Source organism: Rhodanobacter ginsenosidimutans (assembly GCF_042655685.1).
Lineage (GTDB): Bacteria > Pseudomonadota > Gammaproteobacteria > Xanthomonadales > Rhodanobacteraceae > Rhodanobacter > Rhodanobacter ginsenosidimutans.
In genome coordinates this window covers 51493-77336 of sequence record NZ_JBHSMM010000003.1, presented here as the reverse complement: position 1 = coordinate 77336, position 25844 = coordinate 51493, and the positions used below count along the sequence as shown (strand labels likewise).

The window sequence follows — 25844 nt, the reverse complement described above, 5'->3', positions numbered from 1 at the left end:
TATAAATATTATTTTATTTGTATCAATATGCCCTGTAGTCTGCCGCCTGTAAAGCCAGTTTTCACAGGCGCGCCAGCGGATCCACGGATCCCCCAGCAAAGGACATCGCTAACCCATGACTTCTCCCAAAGACACGAAAAGACGCAGCCAATCCTGGTTCGGCCACGAAGGCAAAAGCGGCTTCCTCTACCGAAGCTGGCTGAAAAACCAGGGCTATCCCAGCGATCTTTTCGATGGCCGGCCGGTGATCGGCATCTGCAACACCTGGTCGGAACTGACGCCGTGCAACGGGCATTTCCGCGAGCTGGCCGAGTACGTCAAGCGCGGTGTCTACGAGGCGGGCGGCTTCCCACTCGAATTCCCGGTGATGTCGCTGGGCGAGACCCAGATGCGCCCCACCGCGATGCTGTTCCGCAACCTGGCCAGCATGGATGTCGAGGAATCCATCCGCGCCAATCCGATCGATGGCGTGGTGCTGTTGATGGGCTGCGACAAGACCACGCCGTCGCTGATGATGGGCGCGGCCAGCTGCGACCTGCCGACCATCGGCGTGTCCGGCGGCCCCATGCTCACCGGCCGCTGGCGCGGACAGAAGATCGGCTCGGGTACCGGCGTGTGGAAAATGTCGGAAATGGTCCGCGCCGGCGAAATGGAGCAGGAGGATTTCGTCGAGGCCGAGTCCTGCATGCACCGCTCCAAGGGCGGCACCTGCATGACCATGGGCACCGCCTCCACCATGGCCAACATGGTCGAGGCGCTGGGCATGTCGCTGCCCGAGAATGCCGCCATTCCCGCCGTGGATTCGCGCCGCTACCGGCTGGCGCAACTCAGCGGGCGGCGCATCGTGCAGATGGTGCACGAGGACATGCGCATGTCGAAGATCATGACGCGCAACGCCTTCGAGAATGCCATTGTCGCCAACGCGGCCATCGGTGGATCGACCAATGCGGTCATCCACCTGCTGGCCATGGCCGGACGCATCGGCGTGGAACTCAATCTAAAGGACTGGGATGACCTCGGCTCGAAGCTCCCGTGCCTGGTCAACCTGCAGCCCTCCGGCGAACACCTGATGGAGGACTACTACTACGCCGGCGGCCTGCCTGCCGTACTGCGCGAAATGGCTCCTCACCTGCACCTGGATGCGCTGACCGTAAACGGCAAGACATTGGGCGAAAACGTGGCGTCGGCGCCGTGCTGGAATCGCGACGTCATCACGACCGCCAGCGAACCATTCAAGCCCGATGCCGGCATCGCCGTGCTGCGCGGCAACCTGGCGCCGGATGGCGCGGTGATCAAACCCTCGGCGGCGTCCACGCACCTGCTGCAGCATCGCGGCCGCGCCGTGGTGTTCGAGAACATCGAGGACCTGAATGCACGCATCGACGATGACGCACTGGACATCGACGAGCACTGCGTGATGGTGCTGAAGAACTGCGGCCCGCGCGGCTACCCCGGCATGGCCGAAGTGGGCAACATGCCGCTGCCGCCCAAGCTGCTCAAGCGTGGCATCACCGACATGGTGCGCATTTCCGACGGCCGCATGAGCGGCACCGCCTACGGCACCGTGGTGCTGCACACCTCGCCCGAGGCCGCCGCCGGCGGTCCGCTGGCGCTGGTGCAGAACGGCGACATGATCGAGCTCGACGTGGCCGCGCGGCGCATCCACCTGGATGTGACCGACGAGGAACTGGCACGGCGGCGCGCGCTGTGGAAAGCACCCGAGGTGCCGAAACGCGGCTGGTACAAGCTCTACGTGGACCACGTGCAGCAGGCCAACCTCGGTGCCGACCTGGACATCCTGGTCGGCGGCAGCGGCAGCGAGGTGCCGCGCGATTCGCACTGAGCCGGCCTGGCGCCGAGCGCGCCACGTCGCAGAAAAAACCCGCCTTTCGGCGGGTTTTTTCGTCACATCAGGTTGCGGCCGTGGAACAGTTCCTCGATCTCGCGGCTGACCAGCGACTCGATCCGCTGGCGCTCCTTGAACGACAGGTCGTCGGCGTGCGACTCGAACAGGTAGGTGTCCAGGTCGAAGTCCTTGATGTGCATCTTCGTGTGGAACATGTTTTCCTGGTACACGTTGACGTCGAACATCTCGTATTTCTGGCGGATGTGCTTGGCCAGGTAGTCCTGCACCGAGTTGATCTTGTGGTCGATGAAGTGCTTCTTGCCCTTCACGTCGCGGGTGAAGCCGCGCACGCGGTAGTCGCACACCACGATGTCCGACTCGAAGCTGTCGATCAGGTAGTTCAGCGCCTTCAGCGGCGAAATCACGCCGCAGGTGGCCACGTCGATATCGGCGCGGAAGGTGGCGATGCCGTTGTGCGGGTGCGTTTCCGGATAGGTGTGGACAGTGATGTGGCTCTTGTCCATGTGCGCCACGACGGCGCCCGCGATCGAGTCGCGGCCCAGCTTCTCCACCACCGGCTCTTCGGAAATCAGCATCGTCACCGAAGCGCCCTGCGGATCGTAATCCTGGCGTGCGATATTGAGGATGTTGGCGCCGATGATCTCGGCCACGTCGGTGAGGATCTGGGTCAGGCGGTCGGCATCGTACTGCTCATCGATATACTCGATGTAGCGGCCGCGCTGCTCCTCCGACACCGCGTAGCAGATGTCGTAGATGTTGAAGCTCAACGCCTTGGTCAGGTTGTTGAAACCCTGCAGGCGCAGACGGGGAAGTGGTTTGACCACGGGCGGCTCTCCATGACCGAAAGGCTCGGTCAGCTGTAGAGGCGGGTTAGCGACAAGGGTCCCCGCTGAATCGTATTGAAGCGCAGGCTGAAACCTGACGCGACCCTCGCAATCGGCAGGCACAGGCTCAGCGCCGCCGAAAGACCGCGAAGTATGGGGCAAACGGCAGTAAAACAGAACCTCCGCAAGACGTTCTTGTTTGCCATAATGTTCAGCTGGCGGCAGGGGACGGAAACGGCACCGCGACAGATGCGTGAATTTACCAGTAGGGGAAAACTGAATTGGCCCAGCTCAAATATCAACTTCAGCAAGCTTTCGAAAGCTCGCAGGCGCCACTAGGTTTCGCACCCGATCCGGCCTCGATGGAGCGCTTCCTGGCGCTGTGCCATCGCCGCCGCTACCCGGGCAAGACGGCGATCATCCGTCCCGGCGATCCGGCCAATACGCTGTACTACGTCGTCGAGGGATCGCTGGCCGTCTGCACCGAGGATGAGCAAGGTCGTGAACTGATCCTGGCCTACATCAACCGCGGCCAGTTCATCGGCGAGATGGGGCTGTTCGTGGCACAGGCGGCGCGCGAATCGGTGGTGCGCACGCGCACGCCCTGCGAGATGGCCGAGGTCAGCTACGAGCGGCTGTTCCAGTTGATGGAAGGCCCGCTGCGCGAGGAATGCCCCAAGATCCTCTGCGCGATCGGCTCGCAACTCACCCACCGGCTGCTGCGCACCTCGCGCCAGGTCAGCCGCATGGCATTCATGGACGTCAACAACCGCATCTCGCGCACGCTGCTGGACCTGTGCCAGGAGCCCGATGCCATGACCCACCCCGACGGCACCCAGATCCGCATCTCGCGCCAGGAAGTGAGCCGCATCGTGGGTTGCTCGCGCGAGATGGTGGGGCGCGTACTGAAGCAATTGGAAGAGCAGCGGATGATCGACGTGTCCGGCAAGACCATCGTGGTGCGCGGCACGCGCTGAGCGGCAGGAGCGGCTTCCTGTGGGAGCGACTTCAGTCGCGATGCTCTGTCACTGGCCCGAATCGCTTACTCAAGCCCGTCATCCCCGCGAAAGCCGGATCCAGCGCCTTTGGCTGCATGAAGTCACTGGATTCCTGCCTTCGCAGGAATGACGGTAGTGGAACTTTTACGCTCAAGTAAGCGCGATTCGACACGGACCCCGAAACAAGAGCATCGCGACTGAAGTCGCTCCCACAGCTTCGGACTTAGTACCAGGCCACCCGGGTCACGGCGCGGCCCAGCGCCCTCTCCACTTTCTTGCACAGCCGCGGCGTGCCGTTGACCAGCACGGCTTCGTCCGCCGGCTTCAGCATCGGCGCATCCTGCAGCGAATCGCTGTATGCCAGCTGCCACGCGCTGACGCCGTATTCCGCCAGCGACTTCACCTTGCGTGCGCCCACGTTGTGGCGCAGCAGGCGCATGCCGATCGCGCTGGGACGCAGCTGCGAGGCCACGATCTCGATGTCGGTCAGTCCCAGTTCGCTCAGCATGCTGCTGACCAGATGGTGCTCGCAGCCGGTGACCACGATGACCCGATCGCCGGCCGCCTGGTGCTGCCGCAACGCGCGCACGCCGTCGCGGCAGAACTGGCGCGGGCGACGTACCAGCACGCCGGCGAACGCTTCCGCCTTGCGCTGGTAGGTGCGCTCGCTCATGCCCAGCAGGGCAATCCGCGCCAGCAGGCGCAACGGCCAGTTGCGGGAAAACGGCAGCAGCAGGATCAGCACCGGCGAGCACAGCAAGGCCATCAGCTTGCAGCCCAGCGAGCGCGCATAGCGTTCGCGCGCGAACAGCGCGAACGCATCGCCATGCATCAGCACGCCGTCGAAATCGAACAGCACCACGCGCGCAGCGGCAGTATCCGGCGATGCCGCCGGGGGTTGGGTTTCATCGGGGGACATGGCGATCAGGCGGTGGCGAACAGCCGCTGCAATTCGCTGCCGGGGTTTTCCGCCCGCATGAACGCTTCGCCGACCAGGAACGCCTGCACGCCACCCTCGCGCAAACGCGCCACGTCATCCGGCGTGTGGATGCCGGACTCGGCCACCATGATGCGGTCGTATTCCATCAGCGCCTGCAATGACAGCGTGGTTTCCAGCGAGGTCTCGAACGTACGCAGGTTGCGGTTGTTGACGCCGATCAGCGGCACCGGCAAGGCCAGCGCGCGCTCCAGCTCGTCCTCGTCGTGCACTTCGCACAACACGTCCAGATCCAGCTCGGACGCCAGCAGGGAAAGCTCCAGCAGCACGTCGTCGTCCAGCGCGGAAACGATCAGCAGGATGCAGTCGGCGCCGATCGCGCGGGCCTCATGCACCTGGTAGGGGTCGATGATGAAATCCTTGCGCAGCAGCGGCAGCGAGCAGTTGGCCCGCGCCTGCTGCAGGAACGCCTCGCTACCCTGGAAGAAATCCTTGTCGGTCAGCACGGACAGGCAGGCGGCCCCGGCGGCCTCGTAGCTGCGTGCGATGGCGGCCGGATCGAAATTGGCGCGGATCACGCCCTTGCTGGGGCTGGCCTTTTTCACCTCGGCGATCACCGCCGGCAGGCCCGCATCGATCTTCGCCTCCATCGCCGCGGCAAAGCCGCGCGTGGCAGGCAGATCCGCGATGCGCGCGGTCAGCTCCGCCACCGACAGCTGGGCGCTGCGCTCGGCTATCTCTTCCTGCTTGCGGGCGAGAATCCGGTTGAGGATGTCGGTCATGGCGTGCTCGCTATTCGGGTAAGGCGCTAGGACAAACCGGCAAGGCGGCGCGTCGTGGCGATGAACGCGTCCATTTTCGCACGGGCGGCGCCGCTGGCAATCGTGGCCCGGGCCTGTTCGATGCCGGCGCCAATACTGTCGGCCACGCCGGCGGCGTACAGCGCCGCACCAGCATTGAGGCAGACAATGTCATGCGGTACGCCCGGCTCGCCGGCGAGCGCCTGCAGCAGCATCGCCTTCGATTCCTGCGCGTCCTCCACCTTGAGGTTGCGGCTGGAGGCCATGGCCAGGCCGAAATCCTCCGGCTCCACCTCATACTCGCGCACCACGCCATCGCGCAGTTCGCCCACCAGCGTGCAGGCGCCCAGCGAGATCTCGTCCATGCCGTCGCGGCCCCACACCACCAGCGCCTGCTGCGCGCCCAGCGCCTGCAGCACGCGGATCTGGATACCGACCAGATCGGGGTGGAACACGCCCATCAGGATGTTCGGTGCGCCGGCGGGATTGGTCAGCGGGCCCAGGATGTTGAACAGCGTGCGCACGCCCATTTCCTTGCGCACCGGTGCCACGACCTTCATGGCCGGATGATGGTTGGGCGCGAACATGAAGCCGATGTCGGTCTCGGCCATGCACTGGGCAACCTGCGCGGGATTCAGGTCGATCACCGCACCCAGCGCCTCCAGCACGTCGGCGCTGCCGGATTTCGACGACACGCTGCGCCCACCGTGCTTGGCCACCCGCGCGCCGGCCGCCGCCGCCACGAACATCGAGGCGGTGGAGATGTTGAAGCTGGACGCGCCGTCGCCGCCGGTGCCCACGATGTCCAGCAGGTGGCGATCGTCGGTACCCGCCAGCGGCACTTTCAGCGACAGCTCGCGCATCACCCGCGCCGCGCCGGTGATCTCGCCGATGGTTTCCTTCTTCACCCGCAGGCCGGTGACGATCGCCGCCGTCATCAGCGCGCTCACCTCGCCGCGCATGATCTGGCGCATCAGCGAGATCATCTCGTCGTGGAAAATCTCGCGGTGTTCGATCGTGCGTTGCAGCGCTTCGCGTGGCGTGATCGCCATGTCCTCGGCCGGCATGCTCATGCCGCCAGCTTCAGCGGCAGGCCGAGGAAATTGCGCAGCAGGTCGTGGCCGTGCTGGGTCAGGATCGACTCGGGATGGAACTGCACGCCTTCGATCGGCAGCGCCTTGTGGCGCAGGCCCATGATCTCGTCGATCGAGCCATCCGCATTTTCTGTCCACGCGGTAACGTCCAGGCAATCGGGCAGCGACGACTGCTCCACCACCAGCGAGTGGTAACGCGTGGCCTCGAACGGATCGGGAAGACCCGCGAACACGCCCTGCCCGCGATGGCGCACCGGCGAAATCTTGCCGTGCATGATCTGTTTGGCGCGAATCACCTTGCCGCCGAACGCCTGCCCGATCGCCTGATGCCCCAGGCACACGCCGAACACCGGAATCTCGCCGGCCAGGCCGCGCAGCAGATCCAGCGTCACCCCGGCGTCGTCCGGCGTGCCCGGCCCCGGCGAGATCATGATGTGCTCGGGCCGCAACGCACGGATGCCGGCCACGTCCAGCGCATCATTGCGCACCACCTTCACCTCCTGCCCCAGCTCGCCCAGGTACTGCACGAGGTTGTAGGTAAAGCTGTCGTAGTTGTCGATCATCAGAAGCATTTCGAGCGCGTCCCAGTGATTGCCTGTCTATCTTTACCACGGTCTCGCCGCAGCCGCCGATCCCGCCAGGACCAGCGCGCCTGCTGATCGCAAAGTCCGTGCAAGACGGCCATTTTCGCATGCATCCGGCCTTGAACGTAGTCACGGGACTCCCCCGGCCCTCACCGCCGGCTTGCTCATGCCTCATGGCGCGCCGCGGGGAGCGCGGTTTCATTTCATGTTTCAGCGCATCGGCACAAGCCAGTTCGGGCTTCGCCTTCAGCGATCCTGATCGTGGTGCCGGTGGTGCGGCGCACCCGATGCAGGCGCCGGCCGTGAGGTCGGCAGGTGCCAGCCATGCCGGATCGCCATGAAACGCAGCGCGAAGCAGACGCCGCCGCCGGCCACGGCGGCCAGCATCGGCGAGAGGTGCAGCAGGTGCGCGCTCACCACCACGCCGGCACCGGCCAGCGCCGCCAGCGCGTACAGGTCGGCGCGCAGCACCGTGGGAATGCCGGACACCAGCACGTCGCGCAGCATGCCGCCGCCGATGCCGGTCACCATGCCCAGCAGCGCCGCCATCACGGGGTCGATGCCGTGGGCCAGCGCCTTCTGCGCGCCGGCTACGGCGAAGAACGCCAGCCCGACCGCATCCAGCCACAACACGTCATTGCGCAGGCGGTTGGTCATCGGGTACCAGAAGAAGGTGATCAACCCGGCCAGCGCGGACACGCCGGCATACTTCAGGTCGGCAATCGCCGCCGGTGGCACCGCGCCGATCATCAGGTCGCGCGTGATGCCTCCCGCGTTGCCCGCCGCGAATGCCAGCACCAGCACGCCGAAGATGTCGAGCCGATGCCTGACCGCGACCATCGCGCCGCTGATGGCGAAGACGAAGGTGCCGCCCAAATCCAGCACCTGCAGCAGGATGGGCAGCACGGCCTGGGTGGCGAGCGTCGCGTGTTCCATGCTCAGCGTGCTGTCGACAACCACGCCCGCGCGGCCACCATCAGCGTTTCCACGCCGACCTCCAGGGTCGGGTGGAGTACCGGCAGGAAGCGCGGGTTGTGGTTGGTCGGAATTTCGTTGAGCCGGTTCTCGACCTTCGCCTTCGCGTAGACGTCCGGGTCGGTGCCGCCGACGAACCAGAACACCGAGGGCACCTTCCACGCGGCGCCGAACGAGCCGAAATCCTCGCTGGCCGAGGTGGGCCCGGTCTCGCGGATGCGCCCGGCAGGGAAGTGCTTGCGGAACGCACCGACCACCCTGGTGGTGGCGTCGTCGTCGTTGGTCACCAACGAGTAATTGTCCAGCGGCGTGATTTCCGGCGGCTTCGGCGCGCCCGAGGCCGCCGCCTCGGCGTTGACGATGCGGGTGATCGCGGCCAGTACGCGCTTGCGCACGCCTTCGTCGAAGGTGCGCACGTTGAGCTTGATGACGGCCTCGTCGGGGATCACGTTTTCCTTGGTGCCGGCCTGCAGCGAGCCGATCGTGAGCACGGCCGCCTCGGTCGGCGCCAGCTCGCGCGCCACGATGGTCTGTAGCCGCAGCACCGTCGATGCCGCCATCACCACCGGATCGATGCTGGCCTGCGGCATCGACCCGTGCGCACCGCGCCCGAACAGGCGGATCTGCAGGCTGTCGGCGGCCGAGGTGATCACGCCCTTGCGCCCGCCGATGGCACCCGCCGGGCCCACCATCACATGCTGGCCCAGCACCACGTCGGGTTTCGGGAAACGCTGGAACAGGCCGTCGTCGATCATCGCCTGCGCCCCTTGCGCGGTTTCCTCCGCCGGCTGGAACACCGCCATCAGCGTGCCCTGCCAACTGTCGCGATGCTGCGCCATCAAGGTGGTGGCGCCGACCAGCCAGGCGACGTGCATATCGTGGCCGCAGGCATGCATCACCGGCACGGTGTTGCCTTCGTGATCGACCGCCGTGACCTTGCTGGCGTACGGTGCGTCGGTGGCTTCCTGCACCGGCAGCGCATCCATGTCCGCGCGCAGCATCACCACCGGCCCGTCGCCATTGCGCAACAGGCCGACCACGCCGGTCTTGCCGACGCCGGTGCTGACTTCATAGCCGGCCGCGCGCAGGTGCTCGGCGGCCAGGCCCGCGGTGCGGGTTTCCTGCATGGAGAGTTCGGGATGCGCGTGGATGTCGGTGTACAGCGCCTCCAATCGTGGCAGCAGCGCGCGGAGATGGTCCTGCAGCGTTTCGTCGGAGGGGACGGGGTGGTCGGTCATGGCGTTGGCACTCCTGGCGCGAAACGTGAGGAAGCATCATGGGCGGCCGACGGCGCTGAGCCCACGGATGGCGGCGATCTGTTGATTAGGTGGCGGCCCAAAACTGAAGTTGACGTCATAAGGATGATGCGCCCGGCCCGCGTTTCGAAGGGGTGAACTCCCGCCTTCGCGCCGTCGGGTGCGTACTCCACGCAACAGTTGACGATGCGATCGCGATCCAGCGCCTTACAGCAGATCGGGCGCCGGCGCCGTGTCGTTGCGCGACTGCCGCGCCACCACGCTGGTGGCGGTCAGGTCGCCGGTGACATTGCCCAGCGTGGCCAGCGCATCAGGGATGGTGTCCACTGCCAGCATCAGGCCCAGCGGGCTCAGTGGCAGGCCCATTGCCTGCGCCACGGGCAGGTTGGTGGCGATGAAGGTGACCTGGCCGGGCAGGCCCACCGAACCCAGGCTCACCACCACCGCCAGCAGCGCACCGGCGATGAGTTGCGCGGTGGACAGGTCCACGCCGTAGGCCCAGGCGATGAACGCAGCCGAGGTCATGTACTGCACCGGGCTGGTGAGGCGAAACAGGGTAACCGCCATCGGCAGCACCAGGCCGGCCACGGCCTTGGGATAGCCCAACCGGCGATCGGCGCTTTCCAGCATCGCCGGCAGCGAGGCCAGCGACGACTGCGTGCTGATCGCCACCACCTGCGGCGGCACCAGCGCCAGCGCGAAGCGGCGCCAGCGCTCGCCACCGAAACCCACCGCCAGCGGCAGCATCATCACGGTGACCGACAGGTACAGCAGGCACTCGACCAGCACGTACACGCCCAGCGCGCTGAGCATGCCCAGGCCCGAACGCGCGCACACCGACAGGATCAGCGCGAACACGCCAAGCGGCGCCGCCCACAACACCCAGCGCACGATCACGATCATCGCGTCGGCAATCGCCTGGAAGAAATCCAGCAGCAACGCGCGGCGCTCCACCGACACGTGGGTCAAGGCAAAACCCAGGAACAGCGCAAACACCACCAGCGGCAACATCGCACTTTGCGCCGCGGCCATGATCGCGTTGTGCGGCACCATGGCGGTGAGCGCATCCACCCAGTCGACCGGCGCGGCCTGCGCCGCCGTGGGCAAGGCCGCGTGGCCCAGCGCGGCGGTCAGCGCCGGGTCGTGCGCAAACAGCGAAAACACGAAAGGCGCGGCGAACGCGGCAAACAGCGCGCCGCCAGTCAGCACCACGATGAACACCACGATGGCGCGCCGCGCGATGCGGCCCGAAGCGGCCGCGTCGCTGGCCGTGTTCACGCCCAGCACCACCAGCGCCAGCACCAGCGGCACCACCGTCATCTGCAATGCGTTCAACCACAGCTTGCCGATCGGCTGCACCACGCTGGCCACCTGGATGGCCACGGCCGGATGCCAGCCGGCGAACACCAGGCCGATCACCGCGCCGGCGGCGAGGCCGATCAGGACGCGGGCGGTGGCATTCACCGCGCCTCCCCGGCGGCAAGCGCCGGCAATTGCCAGCTGGAACGCAGACGCTGGTACTCGGCCTGCGGCAACAACACGAACACCGGATGATCCTGCGGCTTCAGCCAGGCCAGCAGCGACTGCATCGCCGCGGGCGTCATCGCGGTGCAACCGGCGGTGGCCGCGGTGGGTGATTTCCACAGGTGGGCAAAAATGCAGCTGCCCGCCTGTGGTTTCGCGTCGGGGTTGTGTTCGATCACGAAGCCCTGGCGATAACGCTGGTCGCCATCGAAATGCAGGTCGCGCCGCATCGGCTCGCTGGCGCCTTTCACCGCCGCGGCGCCCACCACCTTGGCGTCGACGATGCGGTTGTATTGCGGCGAGGTGCTGACATCGACGCACCAGTCGCTGGCGCTCAGCGCGCGATACGGCATGGCCGTGTCGGCATGGGCCGCGTAGCCGAAGGCCTCGCCGATGCGGAACACACCGGCCGGACTGCGGTTGTCGCCCTCGCGCTTCACCGGCCCGCCACTTTGCGGCGCGTTCAACCCCAGGCCCCAGCCCGCGCCGTTCTTGCCGATCGTCACCGGCGTGGCGCTTTTCGCCATCTGCCAACGGCCGTGCTTTCGTTCGAACGTACGCAGGATGCCGTGGTCGGCGTTCCAGTCGGCGGTGGTCACCACGATCATCTGGCGAGCGTCGTGCCAGGGAACGCTCGACGTGCCGGCATGACCCGCGCCGATGAGGGCGAACGCAAGAACGGCCGGCAGGGAGGCGTGGACGGCCAAATCAAGGCTCCAGCATCAGCTGGATGCGGTCGAGGTTGGCCAGCAACTGGGCATGGCGGTCGTCATGGCCTTCGCACAGCAGGACGAACAGGCCATCGAGCAGATGCTGCAGCGCCGACTGGTACAGCAGCGGCTGGATATACGGCAGCTCGTCATGCGCCGACACCACCAGCGCGATGTCGGCCAGCGTGCGCAGCGGGTTGGCGGTGTGCCGCGTCACGGTGATCACCTGGCCACGGCGTTCGCGGAAATAGCGGGCGATCTTGCACAAGGCCTGATGGTTGCCGTGCTCGGAAAACACCAGCAGCACGTCGCCCGCGCTGGCGGCGGAAACGTTGGCGGTCATCCGCGCGGTGTCGAAGTTGTGCACGGTGAGGATGCCCAGCAGCGACAGTTTCAGCGCAAAGCCGCGGGCGTAGATGTCGTCCTCGCCCAGGCCGATGATGAACACCTTGCCGTTCTGGCCGGCCTGGCCGATGGCGGCGGCGACGGCTTCGATGGTCTGGGCCGGATTGATCAGGCGGGTGGCCTCCTCCGCCTCCGACTTGCGCCGCCACAGGTTGCCGGCAAAGACGCCGGCCGATTCGCCATCGGCCGACGCGGCATGTTCGGGCGCATCGCCATTGTCGGCGCGGGCATTGGCCTCGCCCACGGAATACTTCAGGTCGGGATAGCCCTTGTAGCCCAGCTTCTGGGTGAACTTCACCACGCTGGACTGGCTGATGCCCAGGGCATTGGCCAGTTGCTGCGAGGAGTAGTCGCGCAGCAGTTGCGCGTTTTCCAGGATGAAGTCGGCGATACGCCGCTCCACCGCCGACATCCGGTCGCGCTCGGAGCGGATTTTGACCAGCGGCGACATCAGGCTTCGATCTCCTCCAATCCCCTGATCTCGCGAATGCCCAGGCCGGGCGCGTCTGTCACCGAGATCTCCGATTCGTTGAAGATTACCCCACCGTCGACCGGGTTGAACTGGGACAGCGACGGCCCGTCCAGGTCGATCTTGGTGATCACGCTGGACTTGGCCACCGCCACGTGCACGGCGGCGGCCACACTGATACTGCTTTCCAGCATGCAGCCGATCATGCATTCCACGCCGTACATCGCGGCGATGTCGGCGATCTTCACCGCGTTGGAGATGCCGCCGGTTTTCATCAGCTTGATGTTGATGATGTCGGCCGCGCGCAGGCGGATCAGCTCGATCACCTCCATCGGGCCGAACACGCTTTCGTCGGCCATCACCGGCGTGTGCACGCGCTCGGTGACGTAGCGCATGCCAGCCAGGTCGCGCGCCTTCACCGGCTGCTCGATCAGCTCCAGCTTGATGCCCGCATCCTCCAGCGTCTGCAGCGCGTACACCGCCTGTTTGGCCGTCCATCCCTGGTTCGCATCCAGCCGCAGCAACGCGCGCCCTTCCACCGCCGCGTAGATCGCCTTGACCCGGTCGATGTCCACGCCGATGTCCTTGCCCACCTTGATTTTCAGCGACTCGAAGCCGCGCTCCACCGCCTCCACGGAGTCGGCCACCATCTTGTCGATGTAGTCGACACTGATGGTGATGTCGGTGGTGATCACCGGGTCGCCGCCGCCCAGCAACTTGTACAGCGGCGCGCCGTAGAGCTGGCCCCACAGGTCGTAGATGGCGATTTCCACCGCCGCCTTGGCGCTGGTGTTCTTCTCCATCGCGCCCTGGATCAGCTGGGTGAGGTGGTTGAGGTCGGCGATGTCCTGGCCGATCAGCCGCGGCGAGATGTAGTGGCGGATCGCGTCGATGATCGAGCCGTGCGTGTCGCCGGTGATCACGGCCGTGGCCGGCGCCTCGCCGTAACCGACGTTGCCGCTGTCGGTGTGCACCATCACCACGATGTCCTCGACCATGTTGACGGTGCGCAACGCGGTCTTGAACGGCGTTTTCAGCGGCACCCGCAACATGCCGAACTTGATGTCGGTGATCTTCATTCGTAAGCCTTCATGGAATCCGTGTCTTCGAACTTTTCTTCGTGATGCGGCTAGGGGCGGGTGCGCACGATGCTGGTCATGCGATCGACAAACGTCTGCTTGTCGTTGAACAGCAGTGGCAGCAGCGGCGTCACCGAGACCGCGTTGAGCTTGACCCGCGCCCGGCTGCCGTCGGCCTTGCGGTAACTCATGCCGCCCACGTCGTGGATCACGTACGGCTGGCCGTTGAACTGACCCAGCACCATCATCACGTGGCCGGGGATGTAGACGAGGTCGCCCGTCTGCAGCGCGTACGCCGCCGCGATGCGATCCTGGCGGCTATCCTTGTCCGTGAACACGCGATGCGCCAGCGCTGGGCTGATCGCCTGCTTGCTGGTGTTGCGCGGCATCTGCACGCCCATGCTGCGATAGACGTCCGACACGAAACCGCTGCAGTCGCGGCCGTCGTAGGCATGGCCCCAGCCGTAGCGTTCACCCAGGAACTTGAACGCCTGGCGGATCAGGTTGGCGCGGGTCAGCGGCAGGTAGTCGGCGGCGGTGTCGGTGTTTTTCTGCAGCAGCGCGGGCGCGAATTGCAGTTTGCCGTCGGCGTCGCGCAGCGGCAGTTGCAGCACGTGCGAGGTGTACGGCGTCTGCCCGTTCACCGGCTGGTCCGGCGGCAGGTCGGTCAGCAGCGGCACGCGCGTGCCCATGTCCAGTTGCAGTTGCGACAGCGCCGGCTGCTCGCGGGTGAATACGGTGTGCACGCTGGCGCCCGTCACCACGCGATACGGTTTCTTGTCGGCATAACCGAACACTTGCGCCGCGCTGCCTTCGGCCACGTTCTCTTTCCCGGTCCACGCCGCGTAGCGCGGGCTGACCACGAACAGCCACTTGCCGTCGGCGCTGGTGTGCGCGATCACCACCGGGGTGCCGGGGAATTCCGCAGTCTCCTGGAAGCGGTCGATGTCGGTGTCGTCGTCGGAACTGAACACCCGCAGCGTGGTGGGAAAGCCGCGCAGCGCGGCGCGGCGCACCACCAGACCGTAGCGGGTTTCCTGTTGCGCGGGGATCGCCTCCAGCGCCGCGTTGGCGGCTATCGCCTGCAGCGTGGCAGCGGATACCGGTTTGCCGTTGACGTCGTACAGCGGATGCGTGGGCAGCGTGGACAGCGGTTTGATCCAGCCCATCACCTGCGCGCGATCCAGCGTGGTCGGCAGGGCGCTCAGGTCGTGCATCGACGGATCGCGCTGCAGCAGCTTCGCGTTCTGCGCCGCGATCGCCGCGCTATCCAGGATCACCCGGTCCGGCTGCGCCTGCAGACCGATCCAGAACGCGGGCGTCAATTGCGCCTCGCCCACGCCCAGCACGCCCGAGGGCGGCACGCTCAAGGTGGACGACGCCTGACGTGCCGGCGCGGGCGCGGCGGCGAAGGCGAACGTCAGCAGGGAGAAGGCAAGCAGAGGTAGTCGCATCATCCGGGGCCTGTAGAAGTTCAACCGAGCGTCATCATCGACATCAGATGCGCCACCACGATGCCGAAGCCGGTACCGAGGATATAGCCCAGCAGCGCCAGCAGAATCCCCACCGGCACCAGCGATTTGGCATAGCTGGCGGCCAGGATCGGGGTGGCCGCCACGCCGCCGATATGCGCCAGCGACGCGATGCCGCACAGGAACAGGTCGAAGCGGAACAATTTGGCGAAACCCACCAGCAGCACCGCGTGGATGGCGATGACGGTGACACCGCACAGCAGGTACAGCGGCGCGGCGGCGATGCCATGGAAGTTGCTTTGCGAGGCCAGCACCGCCACCACGCTGATCAACAGCGCACCGGAAATCGTGCCGGCGCCGGGATAGCGCGCCAATGGCGTATGCGCCACCACCAGGCCCGCGCCGGTGGCCAGCAGGATGGTCCAGGTGGTGGCGCTGAGCATGCTGGAAGTGGGCAGTTTCGTGGCCAGCCAGCCGGCCAGCGCGGCCGCCAGCAAGGCCATGCCCAGCCACAGCAGCACGCTTTCCGGCGTGGTGGGCCCGGTCGGTTTCGCCGCCGCCACCTCCAGATCGCCACTGGATTTCGCGCCAGTCCAGCGGTTGAACGCCGGCGCCAGCCGTGCCACCGAAAACAGCACCACCACCCACATCGAGTAGCACAGCGCATCGGTCAGCAGCGACATCGCCAGCAGCGCGTCCGACATGCCGATCGACTGCTTCACCGCGATCATGTTGGCGGTGCCGCCCACCCAGCTGCCGCTGAGCGCCGCCAGCGGCTGCCAGGTATCGCCCGGCAGCCAGCCACGGTAGATCAGGAAAGTGCTGATGAACGCCACGAACAGGCTCACCGACGTGCAGGCAAACACGGCCAGCACGCGCGGGCCCAGCGCCCAGATCGCGCGCAGGTCGCAATTGATCATCAACAGGAACAGCAGCGCCGGCACCAGATGCGACACCAGCATCGATTGCGCCGCATGGATTTCCGCGTTGACCTGCCACAGCCCCGACACCGCCAACGCGGTCACCAGCAGGTAGGTCAGCACGATCGGCGGCAACACCGAAAACAGCTTCCAGCCGGTACGCCGCTCGACCGCCGGAAACAGCCCGGCGGCCAACAGCATCACCGCCAGGTAGGGCCAGACCGTTTGGATCACATGCGTCCCCTTGTGGGCCGTTCGCCGATGCGCGCCAACGGGCCGGTTTGCGCCGCCAAGGAATAGGTGATTCTTTTCAAGTTCAATCGAAGCATAAATTATTGACCAGCATTTGCAAGCGTGTTACACAGCCGCATCTGGGGTCTTCAAGGCGGGCATGGCGCGATGCACTCACGGTTACCTGTCGCAGTGAAACCACGTGGGCGGCGTCTGGCGCTGGCGCTGCTCGCGCTGCTGTTCGCCAGCCCGCTGCTGGCCAGCTCGCAGGATGACAACCGCGCAATGGCGCCCATCATCGCGCAGATCGACGCCGGGCATTTCCACGAGGCGCAGGCGGCGATCGACCGCGCGCTGGCCCAGCCGCAGCTTTCCGCCAAGGAGCGGCGCGCGCTGGCGTTCCAGCGCGAACGCATGCGCCGCATCCTGCTCGACTTCACCCTCGATGCCGACGACGTCGAGGCGCGCGTGCGCAAGCAGATCCCCGACCTCACCGACGCCGAGTTCGCCAAGTGGAACGCGGCCGGGCTGTTCGAGCACCAGGTCATCGACGGCCGCACGCTGTACTTCAAGCGCTCGCCGGGCAACCTGTTCCGGCTCAGCCCCGAGGCGGTGGCGCGGCGCGCGGTGCAGACGCCGATCACCGACGGCCCGATGGAATCGTTGAACGACGCGCAGCGCGCGATCTACCACGCCGCGCTGGCCGAACACCGCAGCAGCGTGCTGCCGCGCCGCGTGCGCATGACGCAAACGCTTACCGTGGATGCCGACGCCGTGCCCGCCGGTGAAACCGTGCGCGCGTGGATTCCCTACCCGCAGGCGGTGCCGGGCCAGCAGCAGGACATTCGCTACATCGCCAGCGTGCCGGCGCAGCATCGCATCGCGCCCGCGTCCGCCCTGCAGCGCACGGTGTACCTGGAGCAGCCCGCGGTGGCGGGAAAGAAGACCGAATTCTCGGTGACCTACGAGCTGACCCTGTTTGCCCAGTACCACGCCATCGACCCGGCCAGGGTGACACCGCTCTCCGCCGCCAGCGCGGAAGCCGTGCAGTGCAGGGATGGCCACGACGATGCAGCGCCCTGCTCCATCTTCCCCGTCCACGGCACGGCCCACGCGGAGGCCGAACTGGCGCCGTACCTGGCCGAGCGTCCGCCGCACATCGTGTTCACCGATGCGATGCGCGCGTTCTCGCGCAAGGTCGTTGGGGACGAGAAGAACCCGTACCGCATCGCGCAGAAGCTGTTCGCGGCGGTCGACAGGATTCCCTGGGCCGGCGCGCGCGAGTACTCCACCATCAGCAACATCAGCGACTACGCGCTGCACGCCGGCCACGCCGATTGCGGCCAGCAGACCCTGCTGCTGATGACCCTGCTGCGGCTCAACGGCATCCCCACGCGCTGGCAGTCCGGGATGGTGTTTTCGGACGACGGCACCGATTACAGCAACATCCACGACTGGGGCTATCTGTACCTGGCGCCGTACGGCTGGGTGCCGATGGACGTGACCACCGGCCGGCTGCAGCCCGGCGCCGGCGACGACCAGGCGCTGGCGTGGTTCTACCTTGGCGGCCTCGACAACTACCGCATCGCATTCAACAACGACTACGGCCGCGCGTTCGTGCCGCCGAAGCAGCATTTCCGGTCCGACAACGTGGACTCGCAGCGCGGCGAAGTGGAGTGGCGCGGGGGCAACCTCTACTTCGACCAGTGGGATTACGGCTTCGATTGGCAGATCCAGGCAGCGACGCAGGGACGCAAAAGCAACTAACCAGCAGCTTTCATAAAGAGGCATCGACGGCGTCGATGGGGAGAAGGGGTATGAACAGCAACAACCGCAAGCTACGCAGGACCGTGCTGTGCATGGCGCTGGGCCTTGGCCTGGCGTCGCTGGCCGTGCCGGCCGCCGTTGCCGGCAGCAACGACGGTTCCGTGGTGGGCCATACCGCCGCCGGTGCCGTGATCACGGTGAACAACACCGCCACCGGCTTCACCCGCTCGGTCACCGCCGACGCCAAGGGCAACTACCGCTTCCCGTTCCTGCCGGTGGGCACCTATACGCTGGAGAGCAGCAAGGACGGCGCACCGGTGGGGCACCCGGTGAATGTCACCGTCAGCCTGGGCAATGCCACCACCGTCAACGTGGGCGCCGCGGACAACGCGACGGCGCTGGAAGCGATCAGCGTCAGCGGCACCATCCTGCCCGGCGTGGACGTGAGTTCCACCGAATCGGCCACCAATGTCACCCGCGAGCAGTTGAGCCGCATCCCGGTGGACCAGAACATCACCTCGGTGGCGATCCTGGCGCCGGGCGTGAATCGGGGCGTGGCCGGTTTCGGCGGCATCTCGTTCGGCGGCTCGTCGGTGGCGGAGAACTCGTTCTACGTCAACGGCCTCAATGTCACCGACTTCTACAACCGCAACGGCTTCTCCTCGGCGCCGTTCGCGTTCTACCAGGAGTTCCAGGTCAAGACCGGCGGCTACTCGGTGGAGTTCGGCCGCACCACCGGCGGCGTGATCAACGCGGTGACGCGCTCGGGTACCAACGACTTCCACTTCGGTACCGAGATGACGCTGGAGCCGGGCAACTGGCACTCGCGCGCCGACGACCACTACCGCGCCGACGGCACCCGCTACATCACCGCCGGCAAGGACCGCGACTCGCTGGTCAAGCTCAACGGCTACGTGTCCGGCCCGATCGTCAAGGACAAGCTGTTCTTCTTCGCGATGTACGAGGCGCGCGGCGCCACCCCGCGCAACACCAACGACGACGGTACCGTGCTCACCAGCAACGGCTCGGACACCGGCTTCTGGGGCGCCACCATCGACTGGCACGTCAACGACAGCAACCTGCTGAGCGCCATGGCGTTCTCCGACAAGGACAAGAACGTCGGTGATGTCTACGACTACGACTACGCCACTGACACGATCGGCAGCAAGACCAACGAGATCTATACCGACACCGGCGGCAAGAACTGGGCCCTCACCTGGACCAGCTACCTCACCAACGACTTGTCGATGAAGCTGATGTACGGCCGCAACAACCGCGAATCGTTCAACCGCGGCCTCAGCGATCTGGAGTGCAACCCGGTCGCCACCGACGGTGACATCCCGTTGCCGGGCATCGGCCTGGGCTGCACCACCAACACCGCGGTGAGCAAGCGCAACGACGTGCGCAAGCAGGCGCGCGCCGACTTCGAATGGACGTTGGGCGAACACCTGCTGCGCTTCGGCTACGACAGCGAAAAGAACACCTCCGATTACGATCGCTATTACCCGGGCCCCGGCGCGCTCTACTACAACGTCTACCAGGCCGCGCCCGGCTCCTCGATCCCCAACCCCAGCGGCGGCGTGGTGCCGGCCGGCTACGCCGGCTACGTGCGCGCCCGGCGCTACGAAATCTCCGGCACGTTCGAAACCACAAACTCCGCCTACTACATCGAGGACAACTGGCAGGTCACGCCCAACGTGCTGTTGAACCTGGGCCTGCGCCGCGACGGCTTCGACAACAAGACCGGCGATGGCGACAGCTACATCAAGATGGAAAACATGATCGCGCCGCGGCTGGGCTTTTCGTGGGACATGCACGGCGACGGCACCACCAAGCTGTTCGGCAACCTGGGTCGCTACTACCTGCCGGTAGCCAACGTGATCAACATCAAGCAGGCCGGCGGCCTGCTGGACGAGCGCACCTACTACGCGTTCGACGGCTGGGAAACGCGCGACCGCAACGGCTCGCCCTACGCGATGCCGATCCTGGGCCCGCAACTGGGCGGCGTGGATGTGTCGCAGGGCGACGGCAGCGTGGGCGACCTGCGCTCGGAGGTGGATCACCACATGGACCAGGTCTACCAGGACGAGCTGATCCTGGGCTTCCAGCAGATGCTCGACGACAAATGGTCGTGGGGCGTCAGCGGCACCTACCGCCGCCTGCACAACGCCATCGACGACATGGGCATCACGCAGACGCCCTGCGGCCCGCTGCTCGACAGCGACGGCGACCCGACCACTCAGTGGGTGATGGCCAATCCCGGCTCCAAGGTCTCCATCTGGGGCGACACCAACTGCGACGGCACGCCCGACGGCTACGTGGACATCGACACCGCCAAGCACGGCTGGGCGATGTACGACAGCGACGGCAACTACCTGGGCGAGCGCGGCTGGGTGAAGCCCAAGCGCACCTACACCGCGATGGAATTCCAGATCGACCGCGCGTGGGACGACAAGTGGGCGTTCAACGCGTCGTACACGCTGTCGTGGAGCCGCGGCAATGCGGAAGGCCCGGTCAACTCCGACACCAACTTCGACGACACCGGCCGCACCGAGAACTTCGACGACCCGTGGGTCAACTTCGGCGGCGACGGCTACCTGCCCAACGACCGCCGCCACCAGATCAAGCTGCGCGGCACCTATGCCATCACGCCGCAATGGCAACTCGGCGCGGATCTGCAGATCCTCTCCGGCACGCCGGTCACCGGCTTCGGCAGCGGCAATCCGTACGACGCCACCTCGTACCACAGCTATTACATCTGCGTGCAGAACTGCGGCTTCATCCCGGGCGAGGTGGACGCCGATGGCGACCCGGTACCGTATCCGTCCGAGCAACGCGTGTACGAACGCTCGCCGCGCGGCAAGTACGGCCGCACGCCGTGGAGCTACGACCTGGGCGCAAGCATCAGCTGGCAGAAACCGATCGGCACCGACGGCCGCATCAAGGCCAAGTTCGCGGTGTACAACCTGCTCAACTCGCAGCGCACGCTGGGCGTGAACCAGGACCTGCAGCCGTCCATTTCCGACAGCACCAGCGACACCTTCGGCGAAGGCATCCGCTTCCAGTCGCCGCGCTTCGCCCAGCTCACGGTGAGTCTGGATTTCTGACGCATCTCCCCCGTTGGCGACCCGCCTGCGCTGCAGCGGGTCGCCATTTTTTTTCAGGGTGCGGCCATGCCAGGGCCACACACACCGCAAACACCATCGGGGCTATGGTCGAAGCCGGCCCGTGACCGGGAAACCGCATGAAGACGATCGCAAGCCTCGCCATCCTCGCCGCACTGGCCGCGGGCGCCGCCCAGGCGCAGGACCCGCCAGTCACCATCGACAGCCACGTCGACATCCCGTTCGACTACATGGGCGAGCCGCGCTTCGACGTGGGCAAGCCCACGCCGCTGCTGGTCGACCTGGGCAAGATGGAGCGCGGTGGATTGAATGCGGCGTTCTTCGTGGTCTGGGTGCCGCAGGGGCCATTGACCGACGCGGGCTACGCGCGGGCCATGGCGCAGGCGCGGCAGAAGTACGACGGCATCGGCCACATGCTGCTGAAATATCCCGACCGCATCCGCCTGGCCACCACGCCGGCGCAATTGATGGCCAACCACCAGGCCGGCCTGCTGTCGGCCACCATCGCGATCGAGAACAGCTATTCGCTGGGCCACGACCTGCACCGGCTCGATGCCGCGTACGACCGCGGCGTGCGTTCGCTGGGCCTGGTGCATGTGGGCGACAACGACCTGTGCACCAGTTCGCAGCCCGATACCAGACACGGCGAGCCGGCGATGAACAGCGCCGCCGACACCGGCATGAGCGACTTCGGCCGCGCCGTGGTGCAGCGGGCCAACCAGCTGGGCATGATGGTGGACGTATCGCACGCTTCCGACGCCTGCGTGCGCGACGCGCTGAAGGTGTCGACGGCGCCGGTCATCGCCTCGCACTCCGGCGCCCGCGCCGTGCTCGATCACCCGCGCAACCTGCCCGACGACCTGCTGCGCGCGATCGCCGCCAAGGGCGGCGTGATCCAGGCGGTGGCGTACAAGGAGTTCCTGAAGCACGACCCGGCCCGCGAAGCCGCCGAGGAGAAATTGCAGGACGCCGTGGCGAAAGCCGCCGGCGACACGAAGTACGACAGCGACAAGCACGACTACCTGCCCGCGATGGCCGCCGGCATGGCGAAGATCCAGCAGCAGCATCCGCTGCCCACGCTGGACGACTACCTGGAACAGATCCGGCACATGGTGCAGGTCGCTGGCATCGACCATGTCGGCATCGCCTCGGACTTCGACGGCGGCGGTGGCATCACCGGCTGGGCCGACGCCAGCGAAACCCGCAACCTCACCGCCGCGATGCGCCGGCACGGCTTCAGGGACGCCGACATCGCCAAGCTGTGGGGCGGCAACCTGTTGCGCGTGTGGGGCGAGGTGGAGCGTGATGCGCGGCATTGAAGGTCTGGGCGCGGGCCAAACCACCACTCGCACGGAAAGCCCCTCGCCCGTCATCCCAGCGAAAGCTGGGATCCAGCGCCTCCGGTTTTTACCGAAGCCCCATAAAGGCGAAAGACACTGGATCCCAGCTTTCGCTGGAATGACGGAGATGCTTCGATATTCCCGCGCCTTCCTCGCCGCCGCGCTTCTTGGGCTGGCCGCGGCGCTGGTGCCGGTACACGCCGAAGTTTCCTCTGCGCGTTCCCGTGCCACCTACGACCCCATCGTCGATGCGGTGATCGCCCGTTACCACCTGCCAGGCATTGCCGTCGGCGTGATCGAAAACGGCCAGGTCGTCTACACCCGCACCGCCGGCGAAACCGTGGCCGGGTCGGGCGAAAAGATCACGCCGCAAACGCTGTTCAAGATCGCCTCCAACAGCAAGGCGATGACCACCGCCCTGCTGGGCCGGCTGGTGGATCAGGGCAAGCTGCGCTGGGACGATCCGGTGACGAAGTACCTGCCGCAGTTCCGCATGCACGACGCCTGGGTCACCGCCAACATGCGCGTGGCCGACCTGCTCACCCATTCCAGCGGCCTGCCCGAGGGCGGCGGCGACCTGATGCTGTGGCCGGAGCCGAACACATTCACCCGCGCCGACATCATCCACGGGCTGCGCTACATCGAGCCGGGTTACAGCTTCCGCTCGCAATACCAGTACGACAACCTGCTCTACGTGGTGGCCGGCGAAGTGGCCGCCGCGGCCGGCGGCGCGCCGTACGAGACGCTGATGCGGCGCGAGGTGTTCGAACCGCTGGGGCTGGACCGCTGCCAGGTCGGCAGCTGGAATCGCGACGCCGTGGGCAACGTGGCGCAACCGCACTACCGGCACGACGGCCGCAACGTGCCCATGCACGAGGACGGCGCCACCATTCCCGCGATCACCTCGGCGCCGGCCGGCGGCATCCGCTGCGATCTCACCGACATGCTGGCCTGGGCGCGCAACTGGCTGGTGCCCACGCCGGCGCAATTGCAGTGGCTGTCGTGGCCGCAGCGCGCCACGCTGCAGGCGCCGCACATGCTGATCCCCGTATCCACCCAGCGTCGCCAGTGGGACAACACGCATGTGATGGCCTACGGCTACGGCTGGCGCATGGCCGACGTCGATGGCGCATGGGCCGTGTGGCATACCGGCACGCTCGGTGGCATGTATTCGATGCTGGCGCTGCTGCCCGACCGGCAGAGCGGTTTCGTATTCATGATCAATGGCGAGGCAGAGGATGCGCGCACGGTGCTGGGCGAAGTGCTGATGAAACACTTCACCGCGCCGCAAGAACGTCGCGGCGTGGCGTGGTACGCGGACGCGCTGGACGAGCAGGTGAAACAACGCCCGGCGTCGGCTTCGGCGCCGGACACCTCGGCGCGCCAACCCGTCGGGCCCGCCGAACTGGCGGCGTTCACCGGCATCTATCGCGATCCCTGGCTGGGCGAGGCCGCCGTGTGTCCGCGCGGCGGCCAGCTGCGTTTTGCCGCGAAGAAATCGCCGCGGCTGGCCGGCACGGTGATGCGGCTGGGTACCCGCTATTTCGTGCACTGGGACGATGCCGGCGTCGATCCCGATGCGTGGATGGACTTCCATGCCGCGGGCGATGGGCCGGCCACGCTGCGCATGGCCAAGTTCGATCCGCAGGGCGACTTCAGTTCGGACTATGAAGACCTGCGCTTCGAACGCGTGGGAGATTGCCCATGAGCACGATCCCAACCCTTCCTCCGCTTGCGGGGGAAGGTGCCCGGAGGGCGGATGGGGGCCAACCGGAGCATGCAACCTCTGACCTTCGAGGCTTTCGACAAAAGCGCCCCCATCCGCCTTTGGCACCTTCCCCCGCAAGCGGGGGAAGGAAGGCGATGGCGCTGGTGGCGTGCCTGCTGATAGGGAGCGCCCATGCAGCCGCGCAAGTCACGCGCTCATCCGCCCGCACCGCCGTCGAGGCCGGCCTTGTCGATATCCGCACGCAGGTGCCCGACATCGCCGAGGACATCAAGTACGCCGGCCGCGACAATTTCGTGGGTACACGTATAGACGGCTATCTCGCACCCAAATGCCTGCTGCTGCAGCCGGTGGCTGACGCGTTGGCACGGGTGGAACATGAATTGCGTGCGCGACATCTGCGTCTGAAGATCTGGGATTGCTACCGCCCCGCCCGCGCCGTGGCGCACTTCGTGCGCTGGGCGCACGACCTGGGCGACCTGCGTACCAAGCCGCAGCATTACCCCGACCTGCACAAATCGCAGCTGCTGGGCGACTACATCGCGCCGGTGTCCGGACACAGCCGTGGCGCTACCGTCGATCTCACGCTGCAGCGTTGCACCGCCGACGACGCTTGCGCGGCGCTGGACATGGGTACGGATTTCGATTTCTTCGGCACGCGTGCGCATACCGACGCTGCCGACGTCACCGCGAAACAACACGCCAACCGCCAACTGCTGCTCGATGCGATGGCACGCGAAGGCTTCAGGAACTACCCGCTGGAATGGTGGCATTACACGCTGCAACCTGAGCCGACGCCGCACACGCTTTACGACGTACCGGTGCAATGAGCGCTGCATGAGATCGCCATGCCGATTCACGCGCTTTCCGCGCCGTCGACGGGATGATGCATCGATGCCCAGGCCCTTCGATTCCCGACGCTGGCGTACCGCCACGCTGCTGCTCCTGATCGCGCTGCTGAGCGCCTGCGCCCATGCGCCGCCGCGCAACCCGCTGGCCACCTGGGTGCCCTCGCCCAACCACGACATCCGCCGGCCGGTGCTGATCGTGCTGCATTACACCGACCAGGATTCGGTGCAACAGAGCCTGCACACGTTGCGCACCGCCAACAGCGGCGGTCCGGTGAGCGCGCATTACCTGATCGGCGCCGACGGGCACATCTACCAGTTGGTGTCCGACCAGCTGCGCGCCTGGCATGGCGGGCCGGGACGCTGGGGCACGATCACCGACATCAACTCCGCCTCGATCGGCATCGAGCTGGACAACGATGGCGCCACCCCGTTCGCCCAGCCGCAGATCGCCGGCCTGCTGCGGCTGCTCGCCGACCTCACCACACGGCTGCACATCCCGCCCACGCAGATCGTGGGGCACGAGGATTTCGCGCCCACCCGCAAGGTCGATCCCGGCCCGCTGTTTCCGTGGCAGCAACTGGCCGCCGCCGGTTACGGGCTGTGGCCGCGGGCGCCGCTGATCGACCCGCCGGCCGGCTTCGACCCCTGGATGGCGCTGGCGCTGGTGGGTTACCCGCTGGACGATCGCGCCGCCGCGGTACGCGCGTTCCACCACCACTATCGCGGCATCGAGGGCGAGACGCTGGATGCGACCGATCTGCGCGTCCTCTACAGCCTGGTGCAGACGATCGAACGCGGCGACGACGCGCACTGAATCCGCGGCAGTCGGTTTTGTCGCGCCACATCGGACCGCGCGAGTCGCCCGTGCGCGCACGGCCTGCGCTACCCTC

The 25844-nt window shown here is 66.5% G+C and carries 21 protein-coding genes; 8 read left to right on the top strand and 13 right to left on the bottom strand.

Translation table 11 applies throughout. The features are described 5' to 3' along the window. Nucleotides 1-115 precede the first annotated feature (115 nt). Entirely contained in the window at nt 116-1843 is a 1728-nt protein-coding gene (locus tag ACFPK0_RS12975; RefSeq protein ID WP_056084844.1) for an IlvD/Edd family dehydratase, read from the top strand. Between the two features lie 62 nt (nt 1844-1905). On the opposite strand, the gene speD is transcribed toward ACFPK0_RS12975, so the two are convergent. After that, a complete protein-coding gene (gene speD / locus ACFPK0_RS12970; RefSeq protein ID WP_056084842.1) occupies nt 1906-2691 on the bottom strand; it encodes an adenosylmethionine decarboxylase in 786 nt (261 codons plus the stop codon). Nucleotides 2692-2972: 281 nt separating this feature from the next. On the opposite strand from speD, the gene crp reads away from it, so the two are divergent. Further along, the gene (gene crp, locus ACFPK0_RS12965; protein WP_056084840.1) at nt 2973-3668 is read left to right on the top strand and encodes a cAMP-activated global transcriptional regulator CRP; all 696 of its coding nucleotides are present in this window, start codon (nt 2973-2975) and stop codon (nt 3666-3668) included. A gap of 244 nt (nt 3669-3912) precedes the next feature. Here crp and ACFPK0_RS12960 read toward each other — a convergent pair whose 3' ends face one another. The 12 genes from ACFPK0_RS12960 to ACFPK0_RS12905 all read right to left on the bottom strand — a co-directional run bounded on the left by ACFPK0_RS12960 (nt 3913) and on the right by ACFPK0_RS12905 (nt 16148). Continuing rightward, nucleotides 3913-4608, bottom strand: a complete 696-nt coding sequence (locus ACFPK0_RS12960; RefSeq protein ID WP_377341304.1) for an HAD family hydrolase — start codon at nt 4606-4608, stop codon at nt 3913-3915. A gap of 5 nt (nt 4609-4613) precedes the next feature. Continuing rightward, entirely contained in the window at nt 4614-5408 is a 795-nt protein-coding gene (trpC, locus tag ACFPK0_RS12955; protein WP_056084834.1) for an indole-3-glycerol phosphate synthase TrpC, read from the bottom strand. Nucleotides 5409-5434: 26 nt separating this feature from the next. Continuing rightward, nucleotides 5435-6478 carry an anthranilate phosphoribosyltransferase gene (gene trpD / locus ACFPK0_RS12950; RefSeq protein ID WP_377341488.1) on the bottom strand — a complete coding sequence of 348 codons (1044 nt, stop codon included), beginning with the start codon at nt 6476-6478 and terminating at the stop codon, nt 5435-5437. Nucleotides 6479-6495: 17 nt separating this feature from the next. Next, on the bottom strand, nt 6496-7092 hold the full coding sequence (locus ACFPK0_RS12945) for an anthranilate synthase component II (protein WP_007081216.1): 597 nt from the start codon (nt 7090-7092) through the stop codon (nt 6496-6498). 258 nt (nt 7093-7350) lie between these two features. After that, nucleotides 7351-8007 (bottom strand): trimeric intracellular cation channel family protein, encoded by a 657-nt coding sequence (locus tag ACFPK0_RS12940; protein ID WP_377341486.1) that lies wholly within the window; start codon nt 8005-8007, stop codon nt 7351-7353. A gap of 35 nt (nt 8008-8042) precedes the next feature. Next, nucleotides 8043-9317: a M20 family metallopeptidase gene (locus tag ACFPK0_RS12935; RefSeq protein WP_377341301.1), complete on the bottom strand. Its 1275-nt coding sequence runs from the start codon at nt 9315-9317 to the stop codon at nt 8043-8045. Between the two features lie 225 nt (nt 9318-9542). Next, a complete protein-coding gene (locus ACFPK0_RS12930; protein WP_377341299.1) occupies nt 9543-10799 on the bottom strand; it encodes a dicarboxylate/amino acid:cation symporter in 1257 nt (418 codons plus the stop codon). Further along, nucleotides 10796-11566: a L,D-transpeptidase family protein gene (locus ACFPK0_RS12925; protein ID WP_377341297.1), complete on the bottom strand. Its 771-nt coding sequence runs from the start codon at nt 11564-11566 to the stop codon at nt 10796-10798. Before ACFPK0_RS12925 ends, ACFPK0_RS12930 begins: the two co-directional genes overlap by 4 nt. A gap of 1 nt (nt 11567) precedes the next feature. Next, the gene (locus tag ACFPK0_RS12920; protein ID WP_377341295.1) at nt 11568-12425 is read right to left on the bottom strand and encodes a MurR/RpiR family transcriptional regulator; all 858 of its coding nucleotides are present in this window, start codon (nt 12423-12425) and stop codon (nt 11568-11570) included. Next, nucleotides 12425-13522 (bottom strand): dipeptide epimerase, encoded by a 1098-nt coding sequence (locus tag ACFPK0_RS12915; RefSeq protein WP_056607761.1) that lies wholly within the window; start codon nt 13520-13522, stop codon nt 12425-12427. Before ACFPK0_RS12915 ends, ACFPK0_RS12920 begins: the two co-directional genes overlap by 1 nt. Before the next feature lie 50 nt (nt 13523-13572). Further along, complete coding sequence (locus ACFPK0_RS12910; protein ID WP_377341292.1) at nt 13573-14976, bottom strand: C40 family peptidase; 1404 nt, start codon at nt 14974-14976, stop codon at nt 13573-13575. A 20-nt stretch (nt 14977-14996) separates the two neighbouring features. Beyond that, nucleotides 14997-16148, bottom strand: a complete 1152-nt coding sequence (locus ACFPK0_RS12905; protein ID WP_377341290.1) for a DUF819 family protein — start codon at nt 16146-16148, stop codon at nt 14997-14999. Between the two features lie 165 nt (nt 16149-16313). Here ACFPK0_RS12905 and ACFPK0_RS12900 point away from each other — a divergent pair, with 165 nt between their 5' ends. The 6 genes from ACFPK0_RS12900 to ACFPK0_RS12875 all read left to right on the top strand — a co-directional run bounded on the left by ACFPK0_RS12900 (nt 16314) and on the right by ACFPK0_RS12875 (nt 25768). Then, a complete protein-coding gene (locus tag ACFPK0_RS12900; RefSeq protein ID WP_377341289.1) occupies nt 16314-17912 on the top strand; it encodes a transglutaminase-like domain-containing protein in 1599 nt (532 codons plus the stop codon). A gap of 50 nt (nt 17913-17962) precedes the next feature. Beyond that, nucleotides 17963-21019, top strand: a complete 3057-nt coding sequence (locus ACFPK0_RS12895) for a TonB-dependent receptor (protein WP_377341287.1) — start codon at nt 17963-17965, stop codon at nt 21017-21019. A 137-nt stretch (nt 21020-21156) separates the two neighbouring features. Next, a complete protein-coding gene (locus tag ACFPK0_RS12890) occupies nt 21157-22356 on the top strand; it encodes a dipeptidase (protein ID WP_377341285.1) in 1200 nt (399 codons plus the stop codon). A gap of 148 nt (nt 22357-22504) precedes the next feature. Beyond that, nucleotides 22505-24085 carry a serine hydrolase gene (locus ACFPK0_RS12885; RefSeq protein WP_377341283.1) on the top strand — a complete coding sequence of 527 codons (1581 nt, stop codon included), beginning with the start codon at nt 22505-22507 and terminating at the stop codon, nt 24083-24085. 155 nt (nt 24086-24240) lie between these two features. Beyond that, complete coding sequence (locus ACFPK0_RS12880) at nt 24241-24933, top strand: M15 family metallopeptidase (protein WP_377341281.1); 693 nt, start codon at nt 24241-24243, stop codon at nt 24931-24933. 64 nt (nt 24934-24997) lie between these two features. Further along, the gene (locus ACFPK0_RS12875; RefSeq protein ID WP_377341279.1) at nt 24998-25768 is read left to right on the top strand and encodes an N-acetylmuramoyl-L-alanine amidase; all 771 of its coding nucleotides are present in this window, start codon (nt 24998-25000) and stop codon (nt 25766-25768) included. Nucleotides 25769-25844 lie beyond the last annotated feature (76 nt).